Origin of the sequence: Psychrobacter sp. C 20.9 (genome assembly GCF_001921765.1) — a bacterium.
In the GTDB taxonomy this organism is placed as follows: Bacteria; Pseudomonadota; Gammaproteobacteria; order Pseudomonadales; family Moraxellaceae; genus Psychrobacter; species Psychrobacter piscatorii_B.
This window is the reverse complement of sequence record NZ_MRYC01000002.1, coordinates 232,603-240,291: the sequence shown is the minus strand read 5'-3', so window position 1 is coordinate 240,291 and position 7,689 is coordinate 232,603. Positions and strand designations below refer to the sequence as shown.

At 46.1% G+C, this 7,689-nt stretch carries 5 protein-coding genes; all 5 read right to left on the bottom strand.

The genetic code is table 11. The annotated features are described in order from the left end of the window. Positions 1-218 precede the first annotated feature (218 nt). The 5 genes from BTW00_RS02510 to BTW00_RS02490 all read right to left on the bottom strand — a co-directional run bounded on the left by BTW00_RS02510 (position 219) and on the right by BTW00_RS02490 (position 7,536). Positions 219-1,478, bottom strand: a complete 1,260-nt coding sequence (locus BTW00_RS02510; protein ID WP_075106072.1) for an enoyl-CoA hydratase/isomerase family protein — start codon at positions 1,476-1,478, stop codon at positions 219-221. A gap of 71 nt (positions 1,479-1,549) precedes the next feature. Next, a complete protein-coding gene (locus tag BTW00_RS02505; RefSeq protein WP_075106071.1) occupies positions 1,550-2,332 on the bottom strand; it encodes an enoyl-CoA hydratase in 783 nt (260 codons plus the stop codon). Positions 2,333-2,364: 32 nt separating this feature from the next. Continuing rightward, entirely contained in the window at positions 2,365-3,525 is a 1,161-nt protein-coding gene (locus tag BTW00_RS02500) for an acyl-CoA dehydrogenase family protein (protein WP_075106070.1), read from the bottom strand. Between the two features lie 186 nt (positions 3,526-3,711). Further along, positions 3,712-5,196 (bottom strand): CoA-acylating methylmalonate-semialdehyde dehydrogenase, encoded by a 1,485-nt coding sequence (locus tag BTW00_RS02495; protein WP_075106069.1) that lies wholly within the window; start codon positions 5,194-5,196, stop codon positions 3,712-3,714. Between the two features lie 318 nt (positions 5,197-5,514). Then, the gene (locus BTW00_RS02490; protein ID WP_075106068.1) at positions 5,515-7,536 is read right to left on the bottom strand and encodes a propionate--CoA ligase; all 2,022 of its coding nucleotides are present in this window, start codon (positions 7,534-7,536) and stop codon (positions 5,515-5,517) included. Positions 7,537-7,689: the final 153 nt, after the last annotated feature.

Genomic DNA, 7,689 nt, shown 5'->3' with positions numbered 1-7,689 from the left:
GGGACAGGACTCTTTTTTGCCGCTTCATCGTTAAAAATAAGCGCTTAGAATGACTAAACTTATTATTTTTAACATCGAATCGCCTAAAAAATAGTCGCTGTCAGTGCCATGGTCGAATGTTCAACACGCCCTAATATATTTACGTTATGTTTTACAATGCTTTTTTAAAAGTATTAAAAAACGCTGTCTGTCTTACTTTTTGAGTTGTCTGTAAATAATTAGCGCACATACTGACTGCCCAAAGCTTCCTCACCCAGCCAATCTTCTAGAGGGTGCTCACCTTTTGGATAAGGATTGGCAAAGTGCTTATCGATATACGCTTGGCCTTCTACACTTACGCAGTCTGCCAACGAGCGCGACCACTGCGGATCTTTATCTTTATCAATCAATAATGCACGCACACCTTCTTTGAAATCAGGATTGGCTGCACAATGTACCGCCACGTTGGTTTCTAAATATAAAACTTGTTCTATCGATAAATCAGCGACTTTATGATATAGCGCATAGGTTAACGCTGCTGTCACTGGGCAACCATGACGATAGGTTGCAACTGCTCGCTGAGTCCAACTGTCTTCTGCAAAATCTTTGCTCAGTTGTATGAGCGCTTCATCACTTTGTAGCAATGCATCGATATCTGCCAAACTGCCACTGTTCATCAATTTTTGGATAGGCTGCCAGTAGGTCGCGAGCTTACTATCAGACAACTCGGCTACTGGCAGCTCAGCAAGTGCACGGCTGACGATACTATGCGCACTATTATGATGGAACTTGTTTGAACTACTGGCACTATCGAGCGTTTGCCAGTCGCTCTGCTTAAGACGTTGTATGACAGCATCATAATCATGACTTGCAACAGCATACTCTGCTAGGTTGGCCAACAGCGCGTCATTGCCGTTACACATCGCGCCAGTCAAGCCTAAGAACAAACCTGTTTTGGCGGGCATTCGCTGCAAAAACCAACTGCCTGAGGCATCAGGAAATAAGCCAATAGTAATCTCAGGCATAGCAAAACGTGTGCGCTCAGTGACAATACGATGACTGCATCCTGCCATCAGCCCCATACCGCCGCCCATGATGATGCCATCACCCCAAAGTATTAATGGTTTTGAGTAAAAGTGCATTTGACGATATAGACGATACTCGTGACTGAAAAACTCAGTGGCATAAGGGTTTGGTATCGGCGCACTGGTAGACATGCTGTCATAGAGCTTACGAATATCACCGCCTGCACAAAAGGCCTTATCGCCTGCACCTTTTAACACAATCGCCACTACTTGGTCATCCGCTTGCCACTCCTCTAACTGCGCTGCTAGCAGTTGACACATATCAACACTGAGCGCATTAAGCGATTTTGGGGTATTAAGTGTCATTATCCCAATCAAATGCCCGCAATCTGTTGGTTCAGTATTAAACAATACAGATGCCTCTTGCTCGGTATTGTTCGAAGAGTTTTGGGTATCGTCGGTAGCTGCTGTCATAAAAGTGACCTACAAAGTTAAAAAGTTAAATAATGTCATGAGTGTTATGACCCAAGCATTTTAAGCAATGCTTATTTGTTTTGCCAATTGGGTTGACGCTTTTCTAAAAAGGCTTGCACCCCTTCACGCTGATCCATTGTGTCAAATAGCTTAACGAAAGCTTCACGCTCATGAATAAGATTTTGCGCAGGTGGCGTGTCTCTGGCTGCTTGAATAAGCGTTTTGGAATAACTAACAGCAACAGGTGATTGCTTTGCGACTTTTTTTGCCAAATCTTGAGCAGCTTGTAGTCCCTCACCTTTTGTAGTGACCTCTTCAACCAGACCGATACGCAGTGCGGTATCTGCATCAACGCGCTCACCGCACAGTATCATGCGCTTGGCCCAACCTTCACCCACTAGCCAAGGTAGGTTTTGCGTACCGCCTGCACAGGGCAGTAATCCCACGCCCGTCTCTGGCAGCGCCATCTGGGCGTGCGCTTCTGCAATGCGGATATCACACGCGAGCGCACATTCAAGCCCGCCGCCCATGGCATAGCCATTGATAACTGCGATACTGACACCTCGATAAGCAGACAATGCTTCGAACGCCTCACCAAATGCAATTGCCATACTTATGGCGCGGCCTTTATCACCGTCTGAAAAATTGTTTAAATCTGCACCCGCTGAAAAGAATTTTTCACCATCTCCATGCACGATTAAGGCGTAGACATCGTCATTGGTATTGATATCTGTGATGAGCTGCTTAAGTGCATGCAGACTATCCATCGTCCACGTATGTGCAGGTGGATTGTTCAACGTCAATGTTGCGGTATGACCCTCAATTGATAGCTGTAGATTGGTATACTCTGTCATAAAACATCCTTGTTTTAGTAAAGGGAGATAAATTAGCGCAGCTGGTTTAGCCCTTCATTTTGCAAGACCTGACGTGAAATAATCACGCGCATGATCTCATTGGTGCCTTCTAAGATTTGATGCACACGCAAATCGCGTACATGGCGCTCAAGTGGATATTCATTTAGATAACCATAGCCGCCGTGCAATTGCAGAGCTTCATTGGCAACATCGAAACAAAGGTCGGTGGAGAGACGTTTGGCCATTGCGCAGTAGGTAGATGCTTGCCCATCATTGTTGTCGACTTTACTCGCCGCAAGGTAGAGCATTTGCCGTGCAGCGATGGTCTGAGTCAACATATCAGCAAGTTTAAACTGTACTGACTGTAAGCTAGCAATTGGACTGCCAAATTGACTGCGCTCTTGTACGTAACTGGTTGCCGTCTCTAATGCAGCCTGCGCCGTTCCTACCGCGCAAATACCGATATTGATACGACCACCGTCTAGACCTTTCATCGCGATACGAAATCCTTGACCTTCTTCACCTATCAGGTTTTCTGCTGGGACTTTGACATCTTTAAAGCTAATCGTTCGTGTCGGCTGTGCTTTCCAGCCCATCTTATGCTCGTTTTTGCCATATTCGATACCAGCACTATTGGCATCTACAACAAACGCTGATACACCTTTTGGCCCAGCACCACCAGTACGCGCCATCACCACCAATACATCGGTCGAGCCTGCGCCAGAGATAAAGGTTTTTTCGCCGTTCAGTACGTAATGGTCGCCTTGTTTATCCGCTTTGGTACGGAGTGAGGCCGCATCAGAGCCTGCATTTGGCTCTGTTAAGCAATAGCTGCCAAGCCACTCACCGCTGACCATATTGGGCAAGTATTTTTTGCATAAGGGTTCGCTACCATACTCACCAATCATCCAGGCGGCCATATTATGAATGCTCATATAGGCCGCCACGGACGTATCACCCCATGCCAGCTCTTCGAATACCATTGCTGAGTCGAGTCTTGGCAGGCCCAAGCCATCATATTCTGGATTGGTGTATAGTCCCAAAAAGCCAAGCTCACCAGATTTTTTGATGATGTCCACTGGGAAATGCGAGGTGCGATCCCATTCAGCAGCATTCGGTTTAAGCTCTTTTTGCGCAAACTGACGGGCTGTTTGACGAAAAGCAACTTGGTCATCGGTCAATGAAAAATCCATAGGGTCATCCTTGTTCTTATAGATCAAATAGAGGGCTTAAATCTCAGATAAACGTCAATAAAAACGCTGGTCAGAGATTTTATAGGACATTAGCGCTATATGATAACGGCATAACGATAATAAAATTGCGTTCAATAGTACCGCAAGTCGTATTAACGTTATACCGAAAATACAGTAATCCGACGATTAAATCGAAATCGTCGTGTTAACACCGCGGCTCGCTTCATCATCGAACCAACGTGCCGTCACTGTCTTCGTCTGAGTATAGAACTGTACGGCTTGCTTGCCATAAGGACCTAGGTCGCCAAGTTTACTGCCACGTGAACCTGAGAATGAGAACATTGGAAGTGGCACAGGAATCGGCAAATTAATACCGATTTGACCGACTTGGATATCTTGTTGGAATTTGTGAGCTGCCGCTCCTGACTGGGTAAATATCGCGGTACCATTGCCATGTGGATTGGCATTAAGCAGTGCAATTGCTTCATCTAAGCTATCAGCGCGCATAATACACAGCACAGGGCCAAAGATCTCTTCTTTATAGATTTGCATGTCGCTTGTGACATTATCAAAGATAGTCGGCCCAACAAAGTTGCCTTTTTCAAACCCTTCAACGGTGATTCCGCGCCCGTCAAGTATCAAGCTTGCGCCCTCTTCTACCCCAGTCGCAATCAAATGCTCGACACGGGCCTTCGCAGCAGGCGAAATCAACGGCCCCAAATCCTTGTCATTTTTACCTGCTGAGACGACCAAGCTTTCTGCTTTGGCTTTAATCTCGTCAATCCATTCACCAGCTGCGCCCACTAGCACGACCACTGACAATGCCATACAGCGTTGACCAGCGGCACCGAACGCCGCGCCCGCTAGCTGATTGAGCGTTTGCTCTTTATTGGCATCAGGCAAGATAACACCGTGGTTTTTTGCACCCATCATGCATTGGGCGCGCTTACCTGATTGGCTGGCACGCTCATAGACATGTTTACCAACGTTGGTAGAACCCACAAAAGAAACCGCTTTGATATCTGGATGATCACAGATAGCATCAACTGTAGCTTTGCCACCGTGCACTACGTTCAGCACGCCTTCTGGTACTCCCGCTTCAATCGCTAGCTCCACGAGGCGCATAGTCACCATCGGATCTTGTTCAGACGGTTTTAGGATGAATGTATTACCCGTAGCAATCGCCATTGGGAACATCCATAGCGGAATCATCGCGGGGAAGTTAAATGGCGTAATACCAGCACAAACACCCAGTGGTTGCCAAATACTATAAGTATCAACGCCTGATGCGACGTTTTCTACAAAGTCGCCGATTTGCAAATTGGCGATACCAGCGGCATGCTCTACCACTTCTAGGCCGCGGAACACATCACCGCGCGCATCAGCAATCGTTTTGCCTTGCTCTGCGGTCAAGATTTCTGCCAACTCATCCATATGCTCGCGAATAAGTGCTTGATAGGTCAAAAAGATACGCGCACGTGTGGTGATTGGCGTTTTGCGCCAGGTTTCAAACGCTGTCTGTGCGGCGGCAACCGCTTGATTAATCTCATCATTGGTGGTTTGAGGGACTTTTGCGATGACTTCTTGAGTTGCTGGATCGGTGATATCAATCCATTCGTCGGTATTTGATTGTACGAACTGACCATTGATGAGCTGCTGAACGTGGTGCATAAGATATCCTTATCTTTTTTGCTAGACTACCGTGTGACGGTATCTGAGTATTCATTAAAAGTTAAGCGCTATAAATAGTTATTTGTAAAATATTTATAGAAAACCAAATTTTAAAATGATTTATTTTGTATCGTTATTGACTATAACAATAAATCAATTTTACGGTCAAGCGCTTTATCAAAATTTTCGCTAAGTTTGTTTTGTTAAAGGGGATTTATCTAAATAGCAGAAACAAAAAAGCCCATGATTGCTCATGAGCTTCTAATAAGATCAACCTAGTTTTTAGGCGGAACCAACATAGTTGCTAGCCTATACCAACTAATAATCCTTCATCGATTGTTTAATCGCATCAATAGCGGCTGGATTATCAAGCGTCGACATGTCGCCTGTAGGCCTGTCCTCTGCTAACGCCCGAATAGATCGGCGTAGGATTTTGCCAGAGCGCGTCTTTGGCAATGCCTGCGGGAAATAAATGGCCGCCGGCCTTGCAATACCGCCTAAGGATTTGACCACAGCACCTATGACTTGCTGCTCAATGCGGAAGCGGTTTTCGGTGGTTTCGACTTGCGATTGATCTTTTAGGACGCAGAACGCAATTGGTAGCTCGCCTTTTAGCTCATCTTGGATGCCTACCACAGCGCATTCTGCCATCTCTGGATGGGTGCTGATTGCTTCTTCTATCTCCTGCGTGCCTATTCGATGGCCTGCGACGTTTATCACGTCATCGGTACGCCCCAAGATATAAAAGTAACCGTCTTCATCTGTCACTGCATAGTCTGAGGTAGAATACTGCTGGCCATCAAAGAGACCAAAGTAGCTGCTGACAAAGCGCTCATCGTTACGCCATACCGTGGTGAGACAGCCAGGTGGTAGTGGCGCTTTAATCGCAAGCAACCCTTTTTCACCCGCCCTGCAAGGTTCACCTGTTTCCTCATTGAGGACTTTCGCTTCATAGCCATACATAGGATAGCCGGGCGAGCCCTGCTTGTGCGGTTTATGATTGAATTTTGGTGTATGGCTCAAGATCGGCCAGCCAGATTCTGTCTGCCAATAGTGATCTAGAATCGGTACGCCTAAATGCTGAGATAACCAATTAGCCGTTGACTCATCAAGCGGCTCACCTGCCAAAAAGAACGACTTGACACTAGACACATCGTAGCGCGTCATCCAGCTTTCATCTTGCTTTTTGAGCATACGTACGCCTGTAGGCGCCGTAAATAGAATATTAACTTTGTTAGCTTCAACAATACGCCACCAGATACCTGGGTTCGGTAAGTGTGGTAAGCCTTCGTACATAACACTGGTCATACCCGCTAGCAGTGGCGCATAAATCGTATACGAATGCCCAACCGCCCAGCCAATATCTGATATCGCCCAGAATGTCTCGCCTGCCTTACCATCATAGACATAATCCATCGATGTCGTCAGCGCGACTGCATAACCACCAGTATCACGTTGCACCCCTTTTGGTGTGCCAGTCGTACCAGAGGTATAAAGCAGATAGGACGGTGTGTTGGATTCAAGCCAAACTGGTGCCACAACTGCATGGGCCTCGCAGCTGTGACGTCGTTCAGTCGCATAATCGACGTCAACACCTCTAGGCTCAAACGGTAAAATACCACGATTGACAACTAATACATGCTCAGGCTTGGTTGTTGCTTGTTCAACGCCTTGATTGACGAGATTTTTATAGTTAATAACCTTACCATCACGCAGACTTGCATCCACTGTAATGACCATTTTTGCCTCAGCATCATCCATGCGGATCGCCAAGTTATGCGCGGCAAATCCGCCAAATACGACTGAGTGTATAGCACCAATGCGAGCACAAGCCAGCATGGCATATGCTGCTTCTAGAATCATTGGCATATAGATAATGACACGGTCGCCTTTGCCAATACCATGACGCTGTAGCACGTCTGCGAAGTAATTCACTTCTTTGTATAAATCATTATAAGTCAGGCGGCGCTTGGCATAATCTGTATAAAACTCAACGTTATTGCCCAGATCTTTAAACGAATCAACGACCGCTGGAAAGGTTTCTATTAACTCTTGATTGATCTCTGATGACACCCACACAAAGGCATCTTGCTCTGCACGGTCTGCTAGATGACGATCGACACAGTTATAGCAAAGATTGGTTTCACCGCCAACTAACCATTTCGCAAAAGGCAGATTGCTGTCATCGAGAATCTGCTCAGGCTCTTTATGCCAGTAGATGCGCTTTGATTGTTCAGCCCAAAACGACTCTCTATCATCAATGGATTTATGATAAATATCAGCAAACTTGGGCTGTTCTGCCGTTTGAGAGGAGACTGAGTGTTGGGCGTGGTCGCTCATAATAGCTGTCCTTAGCATAAACGAGAAATGAGACAATGTTTTTTATAATTGAACCTTATAAAGGTTGTTAGAGCGTTAGCATTGCTGGACTTAATGCTTGCATGCCACTGCTGTTATCAACGCTATATTATTTCAATGATAGTCAGTCATGTC

Coding starts and splice junctions, on each gene's coding strand:
- BTW00_RS02510 (WP_075106072.1), bottom strand. CDS start 1,478: ATGACAGCAGCTACCGACGATACCCAAAACTCTTCGAACAATACCGAG.
- BTW00_RS02505 (WP_075106071.1), bottom strand. CDS start 2,332: ATGACAGAGTATACCAATCTACAGCTATCAATTGAGGGTCATACCGCA.
- BTW00_RS02500 (WP_075106070.1), bottom strand. CDS start 3,525: ATGGATTTTTCATTGACCGATGACCAAGTTGCTTTTCGTCAAACAGCC.
- BTW00_RS02495 (WP_075106069.1), bottom strand. CDS start 5,196: ATGCACCACGTTCAGCAGCTCATCAATGGTCAGTTCGTACAATCAAAT.
- BTW00_RS02490 (WP_075106068.1), bottom strand. CDS start 7,536: ATGAGCGACCACGCCCAACACTCAGTCTCCTCTCAAACGGCAGAACAG.